At 80.4% G+C, this 225-nt stretch carries 1 protein-coding gene; it reads right to left on the bottom strand.

The window, feature by feature from the left end; genetic code table 11:
• Positions 1–225, bottom strand: a 225-nt coding sequence (locus QWY28_RS23960; RefSeq protein ID WP_300955394.1) for a hypothetical protein, incomplete at both ends; no start/stop codon positions are given.

The raw sequence follows: 225 nt of genomic DNA, 5'->3' as shown, positions 1-225 counted from the left end.
GAGCGCGACGAACCCGCCGAGGAACCACGGCCACTCCGGCCGGTCCGCCTCCTCGACCTCGGTCAGGTCCACGCCCAGGCCGCCGCTCCCGTCGGGCGCCGTCGCGGGGCCGGGGCGCGGCTCCTCGGGCTCCTCCGGCTCCACCGCGTCGCGCACCGCGGCCGGCAGGGGGACCCGCAGGACCGGGGCCTCGACGCCCTCGCTGCTGACGAACACCCGCCCCCG

Source organism: Nocardioides oceani, from assembly GCF_030412965.1.
GTDB lineage: Bacteria > Actinomycetota > Actinomycetes > Propionibacteriales > Nocardioidaceae > Nocardioides > Nocardioides oceani.
This window is presented reverse-complemented; position numbering and strand designations above follow the sequence as displayed.